The sequence below is a fragment of the Vibrio sp. D401a genome, from assembly GCF_030248515.1.
GTDB classification, from domain to species: domain Bacteria; phylum Pseudomonadota; class Gammaproteobacteria; order Enterobacterales; family Vibrionaceae; genus Vibrio; species Vibrio rotiferianus.
In genome coordinates, this window is sequence record NZ_JAHGAI010000001.1 from 375,667 (window position 1) to 397,792 (window position 22,126).

17 protein-coding genes and 1 other RNA gene are annotated in these 22,126 nt (G+C 45.9%); 17 read left to right on the forward strand and 1 reads right to left on the reverse strand.

The genetic code is table 11. From position 1 onward, the window contains the following. Positions 1-29: 29 nt before the first annotated feature. The 16 genes from rsmI to lpxC all read left to right on the forward strand — a co-directional run bounded on the left by rsmI (position 30) and on the right by lpxC (position 18,462). Positions 30-893, forward strand: coding sequence for a 16S rRNA (cytidine(1402)-2'-O)-methyltransferase (gene rsmI / locus KIV41_RS01770; protein ID WP_010445844.1), 864 nt, complete (start codon positions 30-32; stop codon positions 891-893). A 283-nt stretch (positions 894-1,176) separates the two neighbouring features. Beyond that, an RNA gene (rnpB, locus tag KIV41_RS01775) (RNase P RNA component class A) lies at positions 1,177-1,605 on the forward strand. Positions 1,606-1,795: 190 nt separating this feature from the next. Continuing rightward, positions 1,796-2,746: a 16S rRNA (cytosine(1402)-N(4))-methyltransferase RsmH gene (rsmH, locus tag KIV41_RS01780; RefSeq protein ID WP_010445846.1), complete on the forward strand. Its 951-nt coding sequence runs from the start codon at positions 1,796-1,798 to the stop codon at positions 2,744-2,746. A gap of 5 nt (positions 2,747-2,751) precedes the next feature. Continuing rightward, complete coding sequence (gene ftsL, locus KIV41_RS01785) at positions 2,752-3,069, forward strand: cell division protein FtsL (protein WP_010445849.1); 318 nt, start codon at positions 2,752-2,754, stop codon at positions 3,067-3,069. After that, on the forward strand, positions 3,066-4,850 hold the full coding sequence (locus KIV41_RS01790) for a penicillin-binding transpeptidase domain-containing protein (protein ID WP_010445851.1): 1,785 nt from the start codon (positions 3,066-3,068) through the stop codon (positions 4,848-4,850). Before ftsL ends, KIV41_RS01790 begins: the two co-directional genes overlap by 4 nt. Positions 4,851-4,904: 54 nt before the next feature. Then, complete coding sequence (murE, locus tag KIV41_RS01795) at positions 4,905-6,386, forward strand: UDP-N-acetylmuramoyl-L-alanyl-D-glutamate--2,6-diaminopimelate ligase (protein WP_285335570.1); 1,482 nt, start codon at positions 4,905-4,907, stop codon at positions 6,384-6,386. After that, positions 6,383-7,747 (forward strand): UDP-N-acetylmuramoyl-tripeptide--D-alanyl-D-alanine ligase, encoded by a 1,365-nt coding sequence (gene murF / locus KIV41_RS01800; protein WP_285335571.1) that lies wholly within the window; start codon positions 6,383-6,385, stop codon positions 7,745-7,747. The genes murE and murF overlap by 4 nt, the downstream gene beginning before the upstream one ends. Next, complete coding sequence (mraY, locus tag KIV41_RS01805) at positions 7,747-8,829, forward strand: phospho-N-acetylmuramoyl-pentapeptide-transferase (protein ID WP_010445856.1); 1,083 nt, start codon at positions 7,747-7,749, stop codon at positions 8,827-8,829. The genes murF and mraY overlap by 1 nt, the downstream gene beginning before the upstream one ends. Before the next feature lie 49 nt (positions 8,830-8,878). Beyond that, a complete protein-coding gene (gene murD, locus KIV41_RS01810; protein ID WP_252041576.1) occupies positions 8,879-10,192 on the forward strand; it encodes a UDP-N-acetylmuramoyl-L-alanine--D-glutamate ligase in 1,314 nt (437 codons plus the stop codon). A gap of 18 nt (positions 10,193-10,210) precedes the next feature. Then, positions 10,211-11,407, forward strand: coding sequence for a cell division protein FtsW (gene ftsW / locus KIV41_RS01815; RefSeq protein ID WP_010445860.1), 1,197 nt, complete (start codon positions 10,211-10,213; stop codon positions 11,405-11,407). Continuing rightward, positions 11,394-12,461 carry an undecaprenyldiphospho-muramoylpentapeptide beta-N-acetylglucosaminyltransferase gene (gene murG, locus KIV41_RS01820; protein WP_045386546.1) on the forward strand — a complete coding sequence of 356 codons (1,068 nt, stop codon included), beginning with the start codon at positions 11,394-11,396 and terminating at the stop codon, positions 12,459-12,461. The genes ftsW and murG overlap by 14 nt, the downstream gene beginning before the upstream one ends. A 22-nt stretch (positions 12,462-12,483) precedes the next feature. Next, a complete protein-coding gene (murC, locus tag KIV41_RS01825) occupies positions 12,484-13,944 on the forward strand; it encodes a UDP-N-acetylmuramate--L-alanine ligase (RefSeq protein ID WP_038884188.1) in 1,461 nt (486 codons plus the stop codon). 190 nt (positions 13,945-14,134) lie between these two features. Continuing rightward, on the forward strand, positions 14,135-14,920 hold the full coding sequence (locus KIV41_RS01830; protein ID WP_029560917.1) for a cell division protein FtsQ/DivIB: 786 nt from the start codon (positions 14,135-14,137) through the stop codon (positions 14,918-14,920). Then, complete coding sequence (gene ftsA, locus KIV41_RS01835; protein WP_010445869.1) at positions 14,913-16,175, forward strand: cell division protein FtsA; 1,263 nt, start codon at positions 14,913-14,915, stop codon at positions 16,173-16,175. The genes KIV41_RS01830 and ftsA overlap by 8 nt, the downstream gene beginning before the upstream one ends. Positions 16,176-16,205: 30 nt before the next feature. Next, on the forward strand, positions 16,206-17,444 hold the full coding sequence (ftsZ, locus tag KIV41_RS01840; protein WP_088881330.1) for a cell division protein FtsZ: 1,239 nt from the start codon (positions 16,206-16,208) through the stop codon (positions 17,442-17,444). A gap of 100 nt (positions 17,445-17,544) precedes the next feature. Further along, a complete protein-coding gene (lpxC, locus tag KIV41_RS01845) occupies positions 17,545-18,462 on the forward strand; it encodes a UDP-3-O-acyl-N-acetylglucosamine deacetylase (RefSeq protein ID WP_038884189.1) in 918 nt (305 codons plus the stop codon). Between the two features lie 66 nt (positions 18,463-18,528). Here the strand turns inward: lpxC and KIV41_RS01850 are convergent, their stop codons facing one another. Then, positions 18,529-18,990, reverse strand: a complete 462-nt coding sequence (locus KIV41_RS01850) for a DUF721 domain-containing protein (protein ID WP_010445876.1) — start codon at positions 18,988-18,990, stop codon at positions 18,529-18,531. Positions 18,991-19,396: 406 nt separating this feature from the next. Here KIV41_RS01850 and secA point away from each other — a divergent pair, with 406 nt between their 5' ends. Beyond that, complete coding sequence (gene secA / locus KIV41_RS01855) at positions 19,397-22,126, forward strand: preprotein translocase subunit SecA (protein ID WP_010445878.1); 2,730 nt, start codon at positions 19,397-19,399, stop codon at positions 22,124-22,126.

Consider the following 22,126-nt stretch of genomic DNA (forward strand, 5'->3'; position numbering starts at 1 on the left):
ATATTAATCGTTGAAGTGATGCTAAACAAATGACAGATAAAAATAAGTTGCCAAATGAGGGGCCAACTCTCTACATCGTACCGACTCCAATCGGAAATTTAGCGGATATCACACAACGCGCTATCGAAGTTCTGTCGAATGTGGACATCATTGCCGCAGAGGATACTCGACATACGGGCAAATTACTGTCTCACTTCAATATCCAAACTAAAACTTTTGCTTTGCATGATCACAATGAGCAGCAAAAAGCGCAAGCCTTGGTCGAAAAACTACTTTCAGGTCAGTCTATTGCTTTAGTCTCTGACGCTGGAACGCCACTAATTAGCGATCCAGGGTACCATTTGGTAACAAAATGTCGTCAAGCGGGCGTAAGAGTTGTGCCTCTTCCTGGTGCGTGTGCAGTCATCACTGCGTTAAGTGCTTCTGGTTTACCATCAGATCGTTTCAGCTTTGAAGGCTTTCTACCACCGAAAAGCAAAGGTCGTAAAGACAAGTTCTTGGAAATTGCATCAGTGGAGCGCACTTGTATCTTCTATGAGTCACCACACCGTATTTTAGACTCTCTACAAGATATGTTAGACGTTCTTGGTCCTGAACGAGAAGTTGTCTTGGCGCGTGAGCTAACGAAAACCTTTGAAACCATTCAAGGAATGCCTCTAGGTGAACTGATTGAGTGGGTCAAGAGTGATGATAACCAACAGCGCGGTGAGATGGTGCTGCTTATCCACGGTCACCGTGATTCAACCGAAGATACGTTGCCAGATGAAGCAACCCGTACGCTGGGTATTTTGACGAAAGAGCTGCCATTGAAGAAAGCCGCAGCACTTGCCGCAGAGATCTACAGCCTAAAGAAAAACGCACTGTATAAGTGGGGTTTAGAGAATCTGGGCTAGAAGCTCTCAGAACGCTGACACTTCAGGAATACTTCGCTTCGAGAGGCGAGGGCCGAGAAGTGGACTTTAGTAGTTTCTTTCAAGAGTCGTTAGCTTTCAGAGTTGTTTAGATAAGATTGATAAGGGGAGTCGTTAACGCGGCTCCCCTTTTGCTTATGGAAGCTGGCGCTTCGGGAGCGCTCTGCTTTTAGAACGCTGCCTTTTTGACCACTTAACCGATCGTTTTCAGCATTTCTGTGATCTCACTAGACTCTGAGGGGATAACTCTATACAATCCGCCCTCGGAGCTGACTGGGTAGTCGCTGCTTTGTTGATGTCCTTCGGGAGACTGACGTCGAAGTCCCTTTGGGAGACTGACGTTGACGTCCTTCGGGAGACTGACAAAGGGGAGGAAAGTCCGGGCTTCATAGAGCAAGGTGCCAGGTAACGCCTGGGGGGCGCAAGCCTACGACAAGTGCAGCAGAGAGAAGACCGCCGATGGCCCTAGGGCACAGGTAAGGGTGAAAGGGTGCGGTAAGAGCGCACCGGACGACTAGTAATAGTTCGTAGCAGGGTAAACTCCACCTGAAGCAAGACCAAATAGGCCTCCACATTGCGTTGCTCGCGTAAGGAGGCGGGTAGGTTGCTCGAGCCAGTGAGTGATTGCTGGCCTAGACGAATGGCTACCGCCGCGCAAGCGGAACAGAACCCGGCTTATGTGTCGGCTCCACCTATTCGAGACCCATCATTACTTCGGTAGTGATGGGTTTTTTGCATTTTATTGACGCAAACTATGTCATTACCAATAAACTTGGCGCTGAATCACGTCTAACTTTAGACTTGTAGTGGCGATGATGTGGGAAATCAGTACACTAGGTCTACATGCCCTAGAAATCGCTTCAAGATCATTCAACGAGAAAGCTATGACCGAAACATTCCAACATATCTCTGTGTTATTAAATGAGTCCATTGATGGCTTGGCTATCAAACCCGACGGTACCTATATCGATGGAACATTTGGCCGTGGTGGTCACAGCAGAACAATCTTGTCGAAACTAGGTGAAAACGGCCGACTATACAGCATCGATCGTGACCCGCAGGCAATCGCTGAAGCGGGAAAAATTGACGACCCGCGCTTCACCATCATTCATGGCCCATTCTCAGGTATGGCGAAATACGCAGAAGAGTATGGCCTTGTTGGTAAAGTGGACGGTGTATTGCTAGACCTTGGTGTTTCTTCCCCGCAACTCGATGATGCTGAACGTGGTTTTAGCTTTATGAAAGATGGTCCGCTAGACATGCGCATGGACCCGACATCAGGTATTCCCGTATCTCAATGGCTAATGGAAGCCGACTTAGATGATATTACTTGGGTGATTCGTGAGTTTGGTGAAGATAAGCATGCTCGTCGTATTGCAAAAGCAATCGTGGCATACCGTGAAGATGAAGAGAACGAGCCAATGGTTCGTACTGGTCAGTTAGCCAAGCTGATTTCAGATGCGGCGCCAAAAAGTTTCAAAGAGAAAAAGCACCCAGCGACTCGTGCTTTCCAAGCATTCCGTATTTACATCAACAGTGAACTAGAAGAAATTGATACAGCACTGAAAGGCGCTGCGAGCATTCTGGCACCAGAAGGTCGTTTGTCAGTGATCAGCTTCCACTCGTTGGAAGACCGCATGGTAAAACGCTTCATCCGCAAAGAAAGTAAAGGCCCTGAAGTGCCACATGGGATCCCGATGACAGAAGAGCAAATTCGTGCACTTGGTAGCGCGAACATGAAGCCTATTGGTAAAGCGATTAAGCCTACCAAGCAAGAGATTGAGATGAACCCGCGATCTCGTAGTTCAGTTCTTCGTATTGCAGAAAAACTGTAATAATCATGACGAAAACCACTCCTAACCTCGCTAAATTGATCGCAATGGATTTGATAACCGTTGGTCGATGGTCCTTATTGCTGATGTTGTTGATATTTGCGTCTGCAATGGGGGTGGTTTTTGCTACTCATCACGCTCGCCAAGCGATTACTGAAAAAGACCTCACTTTAGTTGAGCGAGAACGTTTAGATAATGAGTGGCGCAACTTGATGCTAGAGGAGACCGCGCTCGCAGAGCACAGTCGTGTTCAAGACCTAGCTAAAAAAGAGTTAGAAATGAAGCGTCCTGATGGCGATAAAGAAGTGGTGATCACACTAAAATGATAGGAAAGAAAACCAAGACTAAGCAAGGGAAGACTTCCTCCTCAAAGCCAAAGGTCGACAAAAAAGACACATTGACTAAATCGAGTTCTCCTCAAGCAGTCGATAACCCGTTCTTAATTCGATGGCGATTTCACCTCTTACTATTCTTCGTTTTTTGTGCTTTTGCACTGCTGGTTGGCCGAGTTGCATACATACAGGTTGTTGAGCCAGATAACCTGATCAAACAAGGTGACTTACGCTCTGTGCGCGTTAAGTCTCTTCCATCTGCTCGAGGAATCATCTCTGACCAAAATGGAGAGCCTCTTGCTGTCAGTGTACCTGTTGAAGCCGTTTGGGCCGATCCTGCTACAATTTTCAAAGATAAAGCGCTAGACCAAGTTCAGAGCTGGTACGCCTTAGCGGACGTACTGGGTTTAGATCGTCAAGGTTTGATTGAAAAAATCAAAAAGAACGAAAAGCGCCGTTTTATCTACTTGCAACGCCAAGTGAGCCCAGCGATGGCAAACTACATTCGTGAGTTGAAGTTGCCAGGCGTTGGGCTTAAGTCAGAATCACGTCGTTATTATCCAGCAGGGGAAGTGAGTGCACACCTTGTGGGCGTTACGGGTATCGACGGACACGGCCTAGAAGGGGTTGAGCGTAGTTATGATAAATGGCTTACAGGCGAAGCTGGCAAAAAAACAATTCGAAAAGACCGATACGGACGAGTTGTTGAAAATATTTCTCTAGAGGAAAAGGAAGAAGGTAAGCCTCTACAGTTAACGATCGATCAAAGACTACAAGCCATCGCATACCGCGCAATTAAGCAAGCGGTCGCTGACCATCGGGCGACATCGGGTTCTGCAGTTATGTTAGATGTTAAAACGGGCGCAGTATTAGCCATGGTAAATGCACCGTCTTACAACCCAAATAACCGCAGCGATTGGCAGAGCTATAAGATGCGTAACCGCATTATTACCGATTCCATGGAGCCTGGTTCAACGATCAAACCATTTGTTATTCTTGCTGCGCTTGAAAACGGTGTTGCTGACAAGGATACCATTGTCGATACCGGGAACGGCATCCTTCAGCTAGGTGGTAGTCGAGTCCGAGATGTATCGAAAGTTGGCAAAGCGAGCCTGACTGAAATTCTTAAGAAGTCGAGTAACATTGGCGTGACTAAGTTGGCGATGCAGATGCCAGTAGAAGCCTTACTTGGACTGTATAGTTCGGTTGGTCTCGGTGAAGTATCAGGACTCAACCTAGTTGGTGAGGTAACTGGTATATTTCCGACCAGAACGCGTTGGTCTCCAATTGAACGTGCCACCATTGCCTTTGGTTACGGCTTGTCGATAACTCCAATTCAACTTGCACATGCCTATGCAACATTGGGGAATTTAGGTAAGTACGAACCTATTCATATTATCGAGAGCAACGATCGAGATATGTCTCGCCAGGTGGTCAGTAAAGAACATGCTCGTCAAGTTCTCGATATGCTCGAAACCGTAACTCAGAAAGGTGGTTCAGCTCGTCGAGCTGCGGTGCCTGGGTACCGAGTTGGAGCAAAGACAGGTACGTCACGTAAGGCCGCCGCTGGTGGTTACAGTGATGAATACATTACGTATACCGCAGGCCTCGCCCCCGTGAGTGATCCGCGAGTTGCATTAGTGGTGATTGTTAACGAACCGCAAGGTGATGATTACTATGGTGGTTCAGTTGCATCGCCTGTCTTTTCAGAAATCATGAAGGGCGCATTACAAATCCTTAATGTTGCCCCAGACGAAAATAAATTCCAGCAGTAGGTGTGAACCTGCTGCGATAGCATTAAGAGTTGGGCTGTAGCTCGGAGAACAGATATGACTAAAGCCATCAGTATGGACACGCTGCTTTCAAATTGGGTTGATTGCTCTAGCCTGTCGTCGATTATTGTCTCTGAATTGGAACTCGACAGTCGAAGAGTCCGATCAGGCACTACCTTTGTTGCCATTATTGGCCACGTTGTGGATGGACGTAAGTTTATCCCAGCAGCAATTGAACAAGGTGCAAACGCGGTTATTGCTCAAGCATGTGACCTAAAAACGCATGGCATGATTGAGATTGTTGATGACGTACCCGTGATATACCTCGACGCGTTGGACAAGTACTTATCTGAAATTGCTGGTCATTTGTATCCTTACCCAAATATGGATTTGATCGGTGTCACTGGCACAAACGGTAAAACCACCATCACTCAGCTCATTGCACAATGGATTGATTTAATTGGTTCAAAAGCGGCAGTCATGGGCACGACTGGCAATGGCTTCCTCAATAGCCTACAAGAAGCTGCAAACACCACCGGTAATGCGGTAGAAATCCAAAAGACATTATCTTCTCTAGCGGAGCAAAATGCGCAATACACAGCGCTTGAAGTTTCTTCTCATGGTTTGATTCAAGGTCGCGTTAAAGCGTTATCTTTTGCGGCGGGCGTATTTACCAACCTAAGTCGTGATCACTTGGATTACCATGGCACGATGGAAGAGTATGCAAACGCGAAGCTCACCTTGTTTACTCAGCATCAATGCACTCACGCGATCATCAACGTCGATGACAAAGTAGGAGCTGCATGGGCGAAGCAATTGAACAACGCGCTTGCCGTATCACTTAAACCAACCACAGAATTTTCTCAGAGCGTATATGCAAACCACATCAAGTATGCGGAATCTGGCATTACGATTGAATTTGATGGCAAGTTTGGTGAAGGAACCTTGCATGCGCCGCTTATTGGCGAGTTCAATGCGGCGAACTTGATGTTGGCCTTCTCAACGCTGCTTAGCCTCGGTTTTAATAAGCAAGATTTACTAACGACAGCAAGCCAATTGCAGCCAGTCTTAGGGCGCATGGAATTATTCCAATCAAGTGGTAATGCAAAAGTGGTGGTGGATTACGCGCATACTCCAGATGCACTAGAGAAAGCATTACAAGCTCTGCGTGTTCATTGTCAAGGTGAACTGTGGGCAATTTTTGGCTGCGGTGGCGATCGCGATGCGGGTAAACGCCCGATGATGGCGGAAATTGCCGAACGTTTGGGTGACAAAGTTGTGCTTACTGATGACAACCCACGCAGTGAAGATCCAGCGCTGATCATGAAAGACATGCTGGCTGGTCTAACGAAACCGGCTGAGGCGATTGTGCAGCATGACCGTTTTAAAGCGTTGTCTTACGCCCTTGAGCATGCTTCTTCGCAAGACATTATCCTTCTGGCGGGTAAAGGCCATGAGGATTACCAAATTCTAAATTCTGGAACCGTCCATTACTCTGACCGCGAGTCAGCCATGACACTATTGGGGCTTTCATCATGATCACAGTAATGCTTTCTCAAATTGCGGACATCACCGGCGGTGAGCTAGTTGGCAATGATCTATCTATTGAGTCTGTTTCGACCGACACTCGAGCTATCGAACAAGGCGCTTTATTTGTTGCTTTGGTTGGAGAACGTTTTGATGCTCACGATTTTTGCCACCAAGCGGTGGAGTCCGGTGCGGGCGCATTATTGGTACAAAAGCGTGTTAATGTGAATGTACCTCAAGTCGTTGTTGACGATAGTAAGATCGCGTTGGGTGATGTGGCTGCCTGGGTTCATAAGCAGTGTGGAACCCCAACCGTCGCGATCACTGGCAGTTGTGGCAAAACGACAGTGAAAGAGATGGTGGCGAGTATTCTTCAGTCAAAAGGCCAAGTGTTGTTTACTGCTGGCAATTTTAATAATGATATCGGTGTGCCACTAACACTGCTTCGTTCTCAGCCGTCAGATGACTACGCTGTGATTGAGTTAGGAGCAAACCATATTGGTGAAATTGCTTATACTACTCAACTCGTCAATCCTGACATTGCGTTGGTTAATAATGTGGCTGCTGCCCACCTAGAAGGGTTCGGGTCAATCGATGGTGTTAAGCAAGCTAAAGGTGAGATTTATCAGGGCTTGCCATCAAACGGTGTCGCGATCGTAAATTTAGACAGTCAGGGTGAGGTAATGTGGAAAGAGGTATTGTCTGATAAACATGTCATTACATTTTCACAAAATCATTCAAATGCTGACTATTATGCGTCTAATATCGTTTTAAATACCTCAGGAGAAGCGAGCTTTGTTCTCCATGATCAACCTCGACAGCAGAGCTTCTCAATTGAATTGGGTATTATCGGTCAGCATAACGTTGCGAATGCCATCGCAGCTTCCATCATTGCTTTTAATATGGGCGCGAAGGTCGAGGATATTCAAACTGGTCTGAAGAACTTAAGTAAAGTAAAAGGCCGAGTTGAAGTTGAGCAACTTAATGCTCACGTTAAATTGATCGATGATAGCTATAACGCAAGTGTTCCGGCAATGAAAGCCGCCGTTGATCTTCTTGGTACGTTTCAAGGCCAACGTTGGTTGATTTTGGGCAATATGGCGGAATTGGGAGACGAAAGTCTTGCACTTCATCGTCAAGTCGGAGAACATGCTGCCCCACAAAATTTTGAACATGTGTTGACGTATGGCTGTGATGCAAAGGTTATTAGTGACCTTTGTTCCGGCGTTCATTTTGAAACACATGAAGCGATAATTGACTACATCAAGCAGCACCTTACCCTCGCTAGTTCTGACAACCATACCGTTCTGGTTAAAGGTGCAAACAGTGCGGGAATGTTTAAAATAGCGGCTGCTTTGAAGGAGTATTTTTAATGATTATTTGGCTTGCCGAGCTGCTACAGCCATACTTTTCTTTCTTTCGATTGTTCGAATACCTTTCTTTCCGAGCGATTTTAAGCGTACTAACTGCACTTGGCTTATCTCTTTGGATGGGGCCAATCATGATCAAGCGACTACAGTTGTTGCAAATCGGTCAGGTCGTACGTAACGAAGGTCCAGAATCTCACTTTAGCAAACGTGGTACTCCAACAATGGGTGGTATCATGATTTTGGCTGCAATTTCTATTACCATTCTTCTTTGGACTGACTTATCTAACCCTTACGTATGGGCGGTATTAACCGTGTTATTAGGCTATGGGGCTGTGGGTTTCGTTGATGATTATCGAAAAGTTGTTCGTAAGAACACCGATGGTCTAGTCGCTCGTTGGAAGTATTTTTGGCAGTCATTGATCGCGTTTGTTGTCGCGTTCGCACTGTACGCATACGGTAAAGACACTGCTGCTACTCAGCTGGTGGTGCCATTCTTTAAAGACATCATGCCTCAGCTAGGATTGATGTACATAATCCTGACCTATTTCGTGATTGTTGGTACGAGTAATGCCGTGAACTTGACTGATGGTCTAGATGGTTTGGCGATCTTACCTACGGTTTTGGTTTCTGCCGGCTTTGCTGTGATTGCGTGGGCAACAGGTAATATCAATTTCTCAGAGTATCTACATATTCCGTACCTTCCTCACGCCTCTGAATTGGTTGTCGTCTGTACGGCGATTGTTGGAGCTGGCCTAGGTTTCTTGTGGTTTAACACTTATCCTGCCCAGGTTTTCATGGGTGATGTCGGTTCACTAGCACTTGGTGGAGCACTCGGGACGATTGCAGTACTGGTTCGCCAAGAGCTCGTTCTGGTTATCATGGGTGGTGTGTTTGTAATGGAAACATTATCGGTAATCTTGCAGGTCGGTTCTTACAAACTGCGTGGGCAGCGTATCTTCCGAATGGCACCAATTCATCATCACTACGAGTTGAAAGGCTGGCCAGAGCCTCGTGTTATTGTACGCTTCTGGATTATTTCTATTGTTCTTGTCTTAATTGGGCTAGCAACACTTAAAGTTCGTTAATTTTTGGACAGGCTTACTGTTTGGAAAGACTATAATTTTGTGATCGAATATGGAACGTTGGCAAAACATACATAAGGTCGTCGTTGTAGGGCTCGGTATTACCGGGCTCTCTGTCGTTAAACACCTAACAAAAACACAGCCGCAACTGACGGTTAAAGTCATCGATACGCGTGCTACGCCTCCTGGTGCAGAGCGTTTACCTGAGCAAGTTCAGTTGCACAGTGGTGGTTGGAATACCGAGTGGCTTGCAGAAGCCGATTTAGTTGTGACCAACCCAGGGATCGCCTTAGCAACACCAGAAATCCAAGCGGTTCTTGCCAAAGGCACGTTGGTTGTCGGTGATATCGAACTCTTCGCTTGGACAGTCGATAAGCCTGTCATTGCGATTACTGGTTCGAACGGTAAAAGCACAGTTACCGATCTCACTGGCGTAATGGCGAAAGCTGCAGGTTTAACGGTCGGTGTCGGTGGCAATATCGGTGTTCCTGCTCTTGATTTGCTAGAACAAGACGCAGATTTGTATGTGCTTGAGCTGTCGAGCTTCCAACTAGAAACTACCTCGAGCTTGAAGCTTAAAGCGGCGGCGTTTCTAAACCTTTCGGAAGACCACATGGATCGGTATGACGGCATGGCGGACTACCGACAAGCTAAGCTGCGCATTTTTGACAACGCTGAACTGGCCATCGTGAACCGTGATGATCAAGAAACTTTTCCTGATGTTGATATGCCAATTGTCACGTTTGGCTGCGATGATCAAGCCTACGGTCTAGAGTCTGATGGTCAACGGACTTGGCTGCTTGATCATGGTCAGCGTGTTATCGCCAGCGATGAGTTGATGCTTGTCGGAAAGCATAACCTTGCTAACGCATTGGTTGTACTTGCGCTGCTGAAAGCTGCGGGCGTTGATTATTATAACGCTTTGAATGCACTGAAAACTTACACTGGTTTGACACATAGATGCCAAGTGGTTGCGGATAATCGGGGCGTAAAATGGGTGAATGACTCTAAAGCAACTAATATCGCGAGCACTATGGCTGCACTTTCTGGCCTAGAGTCGACAGGTAAACTGTACTTGCTTGTTGGCGGTGTTGGTAAAGGTGCGGATTTCACTCCACTAAAACCGATCTTCGCAACACTTAACTTGCAACTGTGTTGTTTTGGCGCAGATGGTGATGAGTTTATGCCATTGCATGAATCAGCAACTCGCTTTGACACTATGGAAGATGTGATTCAACAAATATCTTCGCAGTTAAAAACGGGTGATATGGTGATGCTGTCTCCGGCCTGTGCTAGCTTTGATCAATTCGATAACTTTATGGCAAGAGGTGATGCATTTGCAGCTCTTGCTAATAAATACGCATAATTAAAGGTTACACACTTCGTGGGTTTAGGTAACGTTAAACGCAGCATTGGCACTTGGCTTAAGCATCCTGCTCCAGAGGCGCTATTTGATCGCCAGCTTGTTTGGATTGCGCTGGGTTTGATGTTAACGGGTTTGGTGATGGTGACTTCGGCATCATTTCCAATCAGCTCGCGCCTGACTGATCAGCCTTTCCATTTCATGTTTAGACATGCCACGTTCTTGGTGCTTGCGTTGGGTGCATCATGTGTGATCCTTCAGATACCTTTAGAACAATGGTTTAAGCGCAGTCACTACTTACTAGGTATTTCATTTGCGTTACTCATCATTGTGTTACTGGCGGGTAAATCGGTCAATGGCGCATCGCGATGGATTCCTTTAGGGCTATTTAACTTACAGCCAGCGGAAGTCGCTAAGTTATCGCTGTTTATTTTTATGTCTGGCTATCTAGTACGTAAGCAAGAAGAAGTAAGGCAAACCTTCTTTGGTGGCTTTATGAAGCCAATTATGGTGTTTGCATTCTTAGCGGTATTACTGCTCGGCCAGCCAGACTTAGGCACAGTCGTCGTAATGTTGGTGACCCTCTTTGGCATGCTATTTATCGCAGGGGCTAAACTGACTCAATTCTTAGCATTGATGATTGCTGGTATTGGGGCGGTTGTCGGGTTGATTCTTATAGAACCTTACCGGATGAGACGTGTAACCTCTTTCTTAGACCCCTGGGAAGATCCATTTGGTAGTGGCTACCAGCTCACTCAGTCGCTGATGGCGTTTGGCCGCGGCGAGTGGTTTGGTCAAGGTCTGGGGAACTCAATTCAAAAACTCGAATACCTACCTGAAGCGCATACCGACTTCGTATTTGCAGTATTGGCGGAAGAGCTAGGCTTTGTTGGTGTTGTCTTGGTCCTTATGCTGATTTTTAGCTTGGTACTTAAAGCAGTTTACATTGGCAAACGTGCTTTCGAAGAAGGTGAAATGTTTGGTGGTTACCTCGCGTTTGGTATCGGTATTTGGTTTGCTTTTCAGACTTTGGTTAACGTTGGCGCCGCTGCCGGTATTGTTCCAACCAAAGGTCTTACTCTGCCGCTGATAAGTTATGGTGGCTCGAGTCTTATTATCATGTCCGTAGCAGTATCAATCTTGCTGCGAATCGATCACGAATGCCGCTTGAAGCGCGGCCAGAAAGAATCAGAACAACAAGTCGATGAAGAAAAATAAACGTTTGATGGTGATGGCCGGTGGTACTGGCGGTCACGTCTTCCCAGGTCTTGCAGTAGCGAAGCAGCTACAAGAGCAAGGCTGGGAAATTCGCTGGTTGGGTACCGCGGATAGAATGGAAGCCGATTTAGTGCCGAAACATGGTATTGAAATTGACTTTATCAAAGTAAAAGGTCTACGAGGTCAAGGTGTTAAGCGTCTTCTTGCGGCACCATTTCAGATCATCAATGCCGTCATGCAGGCTCGTGCTCATATGAAGCGCTGGCAGCCCGATGCAGTGCTTGGTATGGGCGGTTACGTTAGTGGTCCTGGTGGTATTGCTGCTTGGATGAGTGGTATTCCAGTGGTTTTGCATGAGCAAAATGCCGTGGCAGGCCTCACTAACCAATGGTTGTCAAAAATAGCGAAGAAGGTATTCCAAGCTTTCCCCGGTGCTTTCCCAAATGCGGAAGTAGTCGGTAACCCCGTTCGTGAAGATGTGACCCAGCTCGATGCTCCTGTTACACGCATGCAAGAGCGACAAGGTCCAATTCGTATTTTGGTGATGGGTGGCAGCCAAGGCGCACGCATTCTTAACCAAACTCTGCCAGAAGTAATGGCGAAATTAGGCGAAGATTACTGTATTCGTCATCAAGCAGGTAAAGGTTCTGCTGAAGAAGTGAATGCGGCATACCAAGCCAATGGTGTGGCTAATGCAGAAGTAACAGAGTTCATTGATGACGTAGCACAAGCGTATGCATGGGCTGACCTTTTGGTTTGTCGCTCAGGAGCGCTAACCGTTTCTGAAGTATCGGCGGCAGGTGTCGGTGCCATCTTTGTCCCATTTATGCATAAAGACCGTCAGCAAGCTTTGAATGCGGACCATCTGGTAGATTGCGGCGCTGCAAAAATGATAGAACAACCAGATTTAACTGTTGAGGCATTGACTCAGCAGATCCAACAATTGGATCGACAAGCTTTACTTACAATGGCTGAACAAGCGCGTAGCGCTGCAAAACTGAACGCAGACAAAGTTGTCGCACAGGCCATTGTCGCTTTGACCGAAAAGCGTTAACGAATTATTGAGAATAGAATTGATGACAATCCAACATACACAAGACTTAGCTCAGATTCGCGCAATGGTGCCAGAGATGCGCCGCGTGAAATCCATCCACTTCATCGGTATTGGTGGTGCGGGCATGAGCGGCATTGCTGAAGTGCTGTTGAACGAAGGCTACCAAATCACAGGTTCTGATCTATCAGAAAACCCAGTGACCGAGCGTCTAGTATCAAAAGGTGCGACGGTATTTATCGGCCATCAAGCTAGCAATGTAGAAAAAGCCAGTGTTGTTGTTGTATCCACCGCGATCAATGAAGAAAACCCAGAAGTGATCGCAGCGCGTGAGTTGCGTATCCCTATCGTACGTCGCGCAGAAATGCTGGCGGAGTTAATGCGATTCCGTCATGGTATTGCTGTCGCAGGTACACATGGCAAAACGACGACCACAGCTTTGGTCACTCAAATCTATTCTGAAGCAGGCCTGGATCCAACGTTTGTGAACGGTGGTCTGGTTAAGAGCGCGGGTACGAATGCGCGCCTAGGCTCTAGCCGAATTTTGATTGCAGAAGCGGACGAAAGTGACGCTTCATTCCTGCATCTACAACCTATGGTGAGCATCGTGACGAACATCGAAGCTGACCATATGGATACGTACGGTGGTGACTTTGAAACCTTGAAGCAGACCTTCATTGATTTCCTTCACAACCTACCGTTTTACGGTCAAGCGATTGTGTGTATCGATGATCCTGTGATTCGTGAATTGATTCCTCGTATCAGCCGCCAAGTGATCACTTACGGTTTCTCTGAAGATGCTGATGTGCGTATCGAGAATTACCACCAAGAAGGCCAGCAAGGCAAATTCACCGTAGTACGTGAAGGCCGTGCAAACCTTGATATCACGCTGAACATTCCAGGACGTCATAACGCACTCAACGCATCAGCGGCGATTGCGGTTGCGACAGAAGATGACATCAGTGATGAAGCGATTCTAAAAGCAATGGCTGGCACTCAAGGTACAGGCCGTCGTTTTGATCACTTAGGTGAATTTGATACTGGTAACGGTCATGCAATGCTTGTTGATGATTACGGCCATCATCCAACAGAAGTGGATGTAACAATTAACGCGGCACGCAGCGGTTGGCAAGACAAGCGTCTGGTGATGATTTTCCAGCCGCACCGCTATAGCCGTACGCGTGATTTGTACGATGACTTTGCAAACGTACTTGAACAAGTTGATGTGTTAATCATGTTGGATGTGTACGCTGCGGGCGAAAAGCCAATTGCAGGGGCGGATGGCCGTGCTTTATGCCGTACGATTCGCAGCCGTGGCAAGGTTGATCCCATTTTTGTCCCAGAAACTAGCCAACTACCATCAGTGCTTGCTAATGTCATTCAAGAAGGTGACTTAGTTTTAACTCAAGGTGCGGGAGATGTAGGTAAAGTAGCTAAACAACTTGCAACATTAGAGTTAAACATTGAAAAGATGCAGCAGGGATAAGTGCTTTCGTTTACACATAGTGTGGAAAAAGACGCAGATCTCGATTTTGCGTCAGGATAGTTGTGATTTGTCACTATCAATGTTTGATAGTTTACAAGAGCTAAGTATAATCCCAAGGTTAAAGTCAGAGTTTTTACCACCTTGTAATAGATAAGGTAAAACACGGGACAACAGTCAGGAAACAATACCATTGTTAAATATGGCACTGAATGAAGAACCACCACAAAAGGAATTACTCCGTGGTCGTCAAGAAAAACTAATAGGTGCTCTGTTTTTCGTTTTCGTCGTGACTTTGATTAGTTCTGTGTTGTATTCGGCGATCAGTTGGATGTGGGATGACCAAAGGTTACCTCTTTCCAAAATAATACTGCAAGGTAACTTGGAGTATGTCACGGCTGAGGACGTGCAAAGTGCGTTCGGGCGAATCGATCATATCGGTACATTTATGTCTCAGGACATTGATGTATTACAGCAGAGTGTCGAAGCTTTGCCTTGGGTTGCTCATGCCGCAATTCGTAAGCAATGGCCAGATAAAGTAAAAGTATTCTTAACGGAGTATCATCCCGAAGCCATTTGGAATGGCAACGAACTACTAGATAATAGTGGGATCGTTTTTGATGGTGATGTAGGTCTGCTGAAGGAAGAAAAAGTAAAATTATATGGACCAGCAGCAAGTGGGCCGGAAGTCTTAGAGACCTACCGAACATTACAGCCTCAATTTGCAAAACTTGGTCTTGCGATTTCTTCACTCGTATTGAATGAACGTCGTGCTTGGCAAATTATCCTCGATAACGGCATACGTTTAGAATTAGGTAAAGAGTCTCTTGACGAGCGTATACAGCGTTTTTTTGAGTTGTATCATCAGCTTGGCAGTGACACCCAAAGAATCAGTTATATCGACTTAAGGTACGATACAGGAGCCGCAGTCGGTTGGTTTCCTGAACAAGAGTTAGAACAAGAGAGTACAGATGACTAAGGCCGCTGATGACAACATTATTGTTGGTCTTGATATAGGCACTGCAACCGTGTCAGCTCTAGTGGGTGAAATTTTACCTGATGGCCAAATAAATATTATTGGTGCAGGTAGCAGCCCGTCACGTGGCATGGATAAAGGTGGCGTGAACGATTTGGAGTCGGTAGTTAAATCCGTCCAAAGAGCCATTGATCAAGCCGAACTAATGGCTGAATGCCAAATTAGCCGAGTGTTTATCTCATTATCGGGTAAGCATATTGCGAGCCGTATTGAGAAAGGCATGGGAACTATTTCCGATGAGGAAGTATCCCAAGAAGATATGGATCGCGCTATCCATACTGCAAAATCGATTAAAATCGGTGATGAACAACGAATCCTTCATGTGATTCCACAGGAGTTCACCATCGACTACCAAGAAGGCATTAAAAACCCGCTTGGTTTATCTGGAGTAAGAATGGAAGTAAGTGTCCATTTGATCTCATGTCATAATGATATGGCACGCAATATTATTAAGGCAGTAGAGCGCTGCGGCCTTAAAGTAGAGCAACTTGTATTTTCTGGGCTTGCTGCAAGTAACGCAGTAATCACCGAGGATGAAAGAGAGCTCGGGGTTTGTGTGGTTGATATTGGTGCTGGCACGATGGATGTATCTATCTGGACTGGTGGTGCGCTACGTCACACTGAAGTGTTTTCTTACGCAGGAAATGCTGTAACAAGCGATATTGCTTTTGCTTTTGGTACGCCTGTAAGCGATGCTGAAGAGATAAAAGTTAAATATGGCTGTGCCCTAAGTGAACTGGTCAGTAAGGATGACACGGTTAATGTCCCAAGTGTAGGAGGTCGACCTTCTCGTAGTCTGCAACGTCAGACGTTGTCAGAAGTGATTGAACCTCGTTACTCTGAGCTTATGGGACTGGTTAACCAAACTATCGACTCTGTACAAGCAAAACTGCGCGAAGAGGGCATCAAACATCATTTAGCCGCAGGTGTGGTTTTAACTGGTGGTGCTGCGCAAATTGACGGAGTGGTAGAGTGTGCGGAACGCGTATTCCGCAATCAAGTTAGGGTTGGCAAGCCACTTGAAGTTAGTGGTTTAACTGACTATGTAAAAGAGCCGTATCATTCTACGGCAGTTGGATTACTTCATTACGCAAGAGACATGCAGTCCAGTGATGATGGCGAGTATAATGAACCGAAACGTTCATCTGTTACTGGCTTCTTCGGTAAATTGCGTAATTGGATACAAAAAGAGTTTTAACCTGAGTTGCAGGATAAACGGAGACAACACATGTTTGAACCGATGATGGAAATGTCTGACGATGCAGTAATCAAGGTCGTTGGGGTTGGTGGCGGCGGTGGTAACGCTGTTGAACACATGGTGCGTGAATCCATCGAAGGTGTGGAATTCATCAGCGTTAATACTGATGCGCAAGCACTTCGTAAGACAAGCGTTGGCAATGTGATCCAGATTGGTGGTGACATCACTAAAGGTCTGGGTGCTGGTGCGAATCCACAAGTTGGCCGTGACGCAGCTCTCGAAGATAGAGAAAGAATTAAAGAGTCCATCACTGGTGCCGATATGGTATTTATCGCAGCTGGTATGGGTGGCGGTACAGGTACTGGTGCAGCACCTGTTATTGCTGAAGTAGCTAAAGAGCTTGGCATTCTTACTGTTGCGGTAGTAACAAAACCGTTCAGTTTTGAAGGCAAAAAGCGTTTGGCATTTGCGGAGCAAGGTATCGATGAGCTATCTAAGCACGTTGACTCTTTGATCACGATTCCAAACGAAAAGCTACTTAAAGTACTTGGTCGTGGTGTAACGCTACTAGAAGCTTTCGCAAGTGCTAACGATGTTCTTAAGAACGCGGTTCAAGGTATCGCTGAGCTAATCACTCGCCCTGGTATGATCAACGTCGACTTTGCGGATGTACGCACAGTGATGTCTGAGATGGGACATGCAATGATGGGTAGCGGTATCGCGAAAGGTGAAGATCGTGCAGAAGAAGCTGCTGAAATGGCAATTTCTAGCCCACTTCTAGAAGATATCGATCTAGCAGGTGCACGTGGCGTTCTTGTGAACATCACTGCAGGTCTGGATATGCGTCTTGACGAGTTTGAGACAGTGGGTAACACAGTGAAAGCTTTTGCTTCTGATAACGCAACTGTGGTTATTGGTACTTCACTAGATCCAGATATGACAGATGAAATCCGAGTAACTGTTGTTGCTACTGGTATTGGCAATGAGAAAAAGCCAGATATCACGCTAGTTGCTGGTGGTAAAGCGAAAGTGGCTCCAGCGCCACAAGCTGCTCAACCACAAGCTCAAAGCGCAGCGCCACAAGCTGAAGAGAAACCGGCACAAACTTTGCAGACAAATCCTGTACAAGAGAAGCCACAAGTAACTCCTCAGCCGACAAACACAGTTTCTTCTTCTCCTGCAGCTGGTGGCCAAAGCGCTGCTCCTAAGCAAGAGAAGGAAAGCGGTTATTTAGATATTCCGGCATTTTTGCGTCGTCAGGCTGATTAATTATTAACCCGTAAATTTGACACAGCTCAAAATTATGGTAGCATTCACGGTCGACGTTACAATCGGCCGTGTTTTGTAGCACTTTTTAAGAGGCAAGCAGATGATCAGACAACGTACTCTGAAAGAAATAGTGAAAACAACTGGTGTGGGTCTCCACTCTGGTCGTAAAGTTACGCTTACTCTGCGCCCGGCAGCTGCAAATACAGGCATTATTTACCGTCGTACAGACGTAAATCCTCCTGTAGATTTCCCAGCAGATCCAGAATCGGTTCGTGATACAATGCTTTGTACAGCATTGGTGAATGATGAAGGCGTACGTATTTCAACTGTTGAGCATTTGAATGCGGCACTTGCTGGTATGGGTATCGATAACATTATTGTTGAAGTTGATGCTCCTGAAATCCCAATTATGGATGGTAGCGCAAGTCCTTTTGTTTACCTGCTTCAACAAGCGGGTGTTGAACCACAAAATGCACCTAAGCGTTTTATCCGTATTAAGAAGCCAGTTCGTTTTGAAGATGGTGATAAATGGGCCGAGTTTGTTCCATTTAACGGCTTCCGTATGGATTTCGAAATCGACTTTAATCACCCAGCGATCGAATCAGACGAGCAACGTCTTTTGTTTGATTTCTCATCTCAAGGTTTTGTTCGTGAGATTTCTCGCGCACGCACGTTCGGTTTCATGCGAGATATCGAATACCTACAATCCCAGAACCTAGTTCTTGGTGGTAGCTTTGACAACGCAATCGTACTGGATGATTACCGCATTCTTAATGAAGAAGGCCTTCGCTTTGAAAATGAGTTTGTTACTCACAAAGTATTGGACGCAATTGGTGATCTTTACATGTGTGGTCACGCAATTATCGGTGAATTCCGAGCGTACAAGTCAGGTCATGGCCTGAACAACCAACTTCTGCGTGCGGTCCTTGCTGATCAAGAAGCATGGGAATGGACAACATTCGAAGAAGAAGCGGGTTCTCCGGTTGCTTTTGCAGAACCAAATATGGTTCTAGCGTAATACCCAACACTCAGACGCAATAAATTAAAAAAGCCAGGCAATGCCTGGCTTTTTACTATTTGCATATTAGGATTCTTTGCTTTTCTTTTCTGCCATATCAGCAAGACGTTTTAAGCGTTCTTGGATTTTTGGCGGAGCCATGTCAGCAATGATTAATAGCGAGTTTGCTGCCGCTTCTGTCAACGGTGGCCGCTTTGGTTTTTGTTCTTGCTCGTAGTGATTACGGTAGAGAGATGGATTAATCCTTACTTCTACGCTCATCAGTTTTGCATGTCCTTGGCTTCTTAGTTTGTTTAAGATCATCAAACGATCATAATCGATCTTCATTTTGATCGCGGCACTAGATACATCGATCAATAAATGGCCGCCTCGCACGTTTGCCACACGGCAATGATCAGCCGTTCCTTTCGGTAAGATCTCTTGTAACGCTCTGTTCAGTAGTAAGATCTCGCCTGCGTGTTCTTGAAGCTGACTAAGCCGGGATTCAGCGATGAGATCTTCAGTAGAGGTAGGACGGTGGTCGCGCATAGGTAAAAACTAATTTTGTTGAGATAAAGCTATTCTAGAGCAGCTTTCTGCTCAGGTATAGTTTACATTATGGCCTTTAATCTATAGTTGCATATCTCTGATGGATATTTCTGATTGCTTGAGACACAAAGCTTTGAGGATTTTGCATGAGAATATTGGCTAATCCATCATCAGTTTGGATAAAAACTTCCGAGTGCTTCAAACAAATTGGGCTATTTATGGTTGGATTGAAGAAAAATCCTTACACTATGCCACATTGTTTCAAATTTAAGCCTTGAAAATTGGACGTTTGAACTCAATATCTTTGATAAATGATTTATCTCAGTATTCTTAGTTCCAAACTGGTAGAGACTGAAGGCATTCAAGTAGATCGGGAACGGTCTGATAAACGAGAGATTTACATAAAATGATAACTAAGCTACTGACAAAAGTAATTGGCAGTCGCAACGACCGAACACTGCGCCGCCTTAGAAAAATTGTAAAAGAAATAAATAACTACGAACCGACGTTCGAAGCACTATCAGATGAAGAACTAAAAGCGAAAACAGTTGAGTTTCGTGAACGCCTAGAACAAGGTGAAACGCTTGATAAGCTGCTTCCAGAAGCATTTGCTACGGTTCGTGAAGCATCTAAGCGTGTGTACGGTATGCGTCACTTCGATGTTCAGCTTATCGGTGGTATGGTACTGAACGGTGGTCAAATTGCGGAAATGCGCACTGGTGAAGGTAAAACTTTAACTGCAACCCTTCCTGCTTACCTAAACGCACTTCCAGGTAAAGGTGTACACGTAGTCACAGTGAACGACTACCTAGCAACACGTGATGCTGAGACTAACCGTCCATTATTTGAATTCCTAGGTATGACTGTTGGCGTGAACGTGCCAAACATGCCACCTCAAGCGAAGAAAGAAGCTTATCAAGCCGACATCCTTTACGGCACAAACAACGAGTTTGGTTTTGACTACCTACGTGACAATATGGCTTTCCGCAACGAAGACCGTGTTCAACGCGCACGTTTCTTTGCTGTAGTCGATGAGGTGGACTCAATCCTTATCGATGAAGCTCGTACTCCTCTGATTATCTCTGGTCCAGCAGAAGATAGCTCTGAGCTATACACTCGTATTAATCTATTGATTCCAAATCTGCAAAAACAAGATAAAGAAGATTCTGAAGAATACCGCGGTGATGGTCACTACACAGTAGATGAGAAATCCAAACAGGTTCACTTAACTGAAACGGGCCAAGAGTTCGTTGAAGAGCTGATGGTGAAAAATGGCCTGATGGAAGAGGGGGACACGCTTTACTCTCCAACTAACATCAGCCTGCTGCACCACGTAAATGCAGCACTTCGTGCACACGTATTGTTCGAACGTAACGTAGATTATATCGTTAACGAAGACGGCGAAGTGGTTATCGTTGATGAACACACTGGTCGTACAATGCCGGGTCGTCGTTGGTCTGAAGGTCTTCACCAAGCGGTTGAAGCGAAAGAAGGCGTTAAGATTCAAAACGAAAACCAAACGCTGGCTTCGATTACTTTCCAGAACTACTTCCGTCTATACGAAAAACTGTCAGGCATGACAGGTACAGCGGATACAGAAGCATTCGAATTCCAATCGATTTACGGTCTAGAAACGGTTGTTATCCCAACTAACAAACCTATGATTCGTGACGATATGCCAGATGTTGTTTACCGTACTGAAGCAGAAAAATTTGCTGCCATCATCGAAGACATCAAAGAGCGTGTAGAGAAAGGTCAACCATCTCTAGTGGGTACGGTTTCAATCGAGAAATCAGAGCTGCTATCTAACGCGCTTAAGAAAGCTAAGATCAAGCACAACGTACTGAATGCGAAATTCCACGAGAAAGAAGCTGAAATCGTTGCAGAAGCTGGTAAACCTGGCGCGGTAACTATCGCGACCAACATGGCTGGTCGTGGTACCGATATCGTGTTGGGTGGTAGCTGGCAAGCGAAAGTAGAAGCACTACAAGATCCAACCAAAGAACAGATCGACGCTATCAAAGCTGAGTGGAAACAGGTTCACGATCAAGTACTAGAGTCAGGTGGTCTACACATCATCGGTACTGAGCGTCACGAATCTCGTCGTATCGATAACCAGCTACGTGGTCGTTCTGGTCGTCAAGGCGATGCGGGTTCATCTCGTTTCTACCTATCGATGGAAGATTCACTGCTGCGTATCTTCACTTCAGATCGTATGGCTAGCCTTATCCAAAGTGGTATGGAAGAAGGTGAAGCGATCGAATCTAAGATGCTGTCTCGTTCAATCGAAAAAGCACAGCGTAAAGTGGAAGGTCGTAACTTCGATATCCGTAAACAACTTCTTGAATACGATGACGTGGCGAACGATCAACGTAAAGTGGTTTACGAATTGCGTGATGAGCTAATGAGCGTTGACGACATTAGCGACATGATCGAGCAAAACCGTGAAGATGTTATTACGGCGATCATCGACGAATACATTCCACCACAATCTCTAGAAGATATGTGGGATGTGGAAGGTCTACAAGAGCGCTTGAAAGCAGACTTCGATCTAGATGCGCCAATCAAGCAATGGCTTGAAGAAGACGACAAGCTATACGAAGAAGCGCTACGTGAGAAGATCACTAACCTAGCGGTTGAAGTTTACAAAGCGAAAGAAGAAGTGGTTGGCGCACAAGTGCTACGTAACTTCGAGAAGTCAGTTATGCTTCAAACGCTAGATACGCTATGGAAAGAACACCTAGCAGCGATGGATCATCTACGTCAAGGTATTCACCTGCGTGGTTACGCGCAGAAGAACCCGAAACAAGAGTACAAGCGTGAGTCGTTTGAACTGTTTGAAGGTCTACTAGAAGCGCTGAAAACAGACGTGATTACTGTTCTATCTCGCGTTCGTGTTCAACAGCAAGAAGAAGTTGAACGTATGGAAGAGCAGCGTCGCGCGCAAGCTGAAGAAGCGGCTCGTCGTGCACAAGCTCAACACGCGGCAGCACAGAACCCATTGTCTGAAGGTGAAGAGTCTGAAGAAGGTTCTCATCAACCAATGGTTCGCGAAGAGCGTAAAGTGGGACGTAATGAGCCTTGTCCATGTGGCAGCGGCAAAAAGTACAAACAGTGCCACGGTAAAATCGACTAA

Coding starts and splice junctions, on each gene's coding strand:
- rsmI (WP_010445844.1), top strand. CDS start 30: ATGACAGATAAAAATAAGTTGCCAAATGAGGGGCCAACTCTCTACATC.
- rsmH (WP_010445846.1), top strand. CDS start 1,796: ATGACCGAAACATTCCAACATATCTCTGTGTTATTAAATGAGTCCATT.
- ftsL (WP_010445849.1), top strand. CDS start 2,752: ATGACGAAAACCACTCCTAACCTCGCTAAATTGATCGCAATGGATTTG.
- KIV41_RS01790 (WP_010445851.1), top strand. CDS start 3,066: ATGATAGGAAAGAAAACCAAGACTAAGCAAGGGAAGACTTCCTCCTCA.
- murE (WP_285335570.1), top strand. CDS start 4,905: ATGACTAAAGCCATCAGTATGGACACGCTGCTTTCAAATTGGGTTGAT.
- murF (WP_285335571.1), top strand. CDS start 6,383: ATGATCACAGTAATGCTTTCTCAAATTGCGGACATCACCGGCGGTGAG.
- mraY (WP_010445856.1), top strand. CDS start 7,747: ATGATTATTTGGCTTGCCGAGCTGCTACAGCCATACTTTTCTTTCTTT.
- murD (WP_252041576.1), top strand. CDS start 8,879: ATGGAACGTTGGCAAAACATACATAAGGTCGTCGTTGTAGGGCTCGGT.
- murG (WP_045386546.1), top strand. CDS start 11,394: ATGAAGAAAAATAAACGTTTGATGGTGATGGCCGGTGGTACTGGCGGT.
- murC (WP_038884188.1), top strand. CDS start 12,484: ATGACAATCCAACATACACAAGACTTAGCTCAGATTCGCGCAATGGTG.
- ftsA (WP_010445869.1), top strand. CDS start 14,913: ATGACTAAGGCCGCTGATGACAACATTATTGTTGGTCTTGATATAGGC.
- ftsZ (WP_088881330.1), top strand. CDS start 16,206: ATGTTTGAACCGATGATGGAAATGTCTGACGATGCAGTAATCAAGGTC.
- lpxC (WP_038884189.1), top strand. CDS start 17,545: ATGATCAGACAACGTACTCTGAAAGAAATAGTGAAAACAACTGGTGTG.
- KIV41_RS01850 (WP_010445876.1), bottom strand. CDS start 18,990: ATGCGCGACCACCGTCCTACCTCTACTGAAGATCTCATCGCTGAATCC.
- secA (WP_010445878.1), top strand. CDS start 19,397: ATGATAACTAAGCTACTGACAAAAGTAATTGGCAGTCGCAACGACCGA.